Below are 1,374 nucleotides of genomic sequence, written 5' to 3' on the forward strand. Positions count from 1 at the left end.
TAATAAATAAATTTCATATAGATAAACAATTTTTTATATTTAACGCTTGACTTTTTTTATTAATTATTATACTATTTTTACTAAACCGATTTATTGGTTGACTTTTTCCATAATTGCAAAATGTCTTAAATTGATTTTTAATTAAAAAGACATTGTTATCTTAAACGATAATAAAAGCGTTATGATTTTAATTATAATAATAACGAATTGAATTTATGGATGGAGCGACTAAATCGGCGCTCTATTTTATTTTTAAATTTATTAAAAAATTTTAAAAAAGGATATTTTTATGTCACTACCTGTTATGAAAGATTTACTCGAAGCGGGAGTTCATTTCGGACACCCGACAAGAAAATGGGACCCAAGAATGAAGCCTTTTATATTTCAAGAGAGAAACGATATTTATATTATCGACCTTATGAAAACTCTCAATTATGTTAGAAAGGCTTTCGATGCCGTTAAAGAGATGGCAAGAAACGGAGGAAATATTCTCTTTGTTGGCACAAAAAAGCAGGCGGTTCAAAGCATTAAGGAAGCCGCCGAAAAATGCGATATGTATTATATCAACAATCGCTGGCTCGGAGGAATGCTCACAAATTTTGCCACCATTAAAAAAAGCATCGCAAGATTAAAAAGAATAGAAAAAGAGGAAGTTGACGGAACTTTTGATAAACTTCCAAAAAAAGAGGTTATTCTTCTTCTTAAAGAAAAAGACAAATTGGAGAAGAATTTTGCGGGAATTAAGGATATGGAAAATATACCCGATATGCTTTTTGTAATCGACCCTATGCAAGAGGCGATAGCTATAAGCGAAGCGAGAAAGTTGGGAATTCCAGTTGTCGCCGTTGTCGATACGAATTGCAATCCAGAAATTATCGATTATCCAATTCCTGGAAACGATGACGCGATAAGGGCTATAAGTTTGTTTGCAAATGTTATCGCATCCGCCGTAATCGAAGGACAAAACGAAGCTGGAAAAGAAACTTTGGCTAAAAGCGAATCTTCGGAAGAAGCGGAAGAAGAAGTATTTGACAATAGCGCAACCGAAGCCGCCGAAGCTATTGCCGAACAGTATGGAGTTTCGGACCAAGAAGAAAATTAATTAAATAAAGTTAATTTAATAAAAAAATAATTTTAAAATATAAGGATAAATTAAATGGCAAATATAAGCATGGATATAATTAAAGAATTGAGAGAGCGAACGGGAATCGGAATAATGGATTGTAAAAAAGCGCTACAAGAAACCGATGGCGATATGGATAAAGCTATCAGGCTTCTTAAAGAAAAAGGAGCTATTACCGCCGCAAAAAAGAACGAAAGAACGGTTAAAGAAGGCTCTATTGGTTTTTGTATTAAATTAACTTTATTTAATTA

1 protein-coding gene and 1 pseudogene are annotated in these 1,374 nt (G+C 32.8%); both read left to right on the plus strand.

Annotation, left to right across the window (positions count from 1 at the left end; translation table 11 throughout):
• Positions 1 to 289 precede the first annotated feature (289 nt).
• A complete protein-coding gene (rpsB, locus tag EZH24_RS11890) occupies positions 290 to 1,102 on the plus strand; it encodes a 30S ribosomal protein S2 (protein ID WP_137999289.1) in 813 nt (270 codons plus the stop codon).
• A gap of 54 nt (positions 1,103 to 1,156) precedes the next feature.
• Positions 1,157 to 1,374 (plus strand): annotated as a pseudogene (locus tag EZH24_RS11895) (translation elongation factor Ts); the annotation flags it as partial.

The sequence above is a fragment of the Brachyspira catarrhinii genome, from assembly GCF_005518285.1.
Classification (GTDB): Bacteria; Spirochaetota; Brachyspiria; order Brachyspirales; family Brachyspiraceae; genus Brachyspira; species Brachyspira catarrhinii.

Bases quoted from the DNA above. Each gene is read 5' to 3' on its own strand.
- rpsB (WP_137999289.1), top strand. From the start codon at position 290: ATGTCACTACCTGTTATGAAAGATTTACTCGAAGCGGGAGTTCATTTC.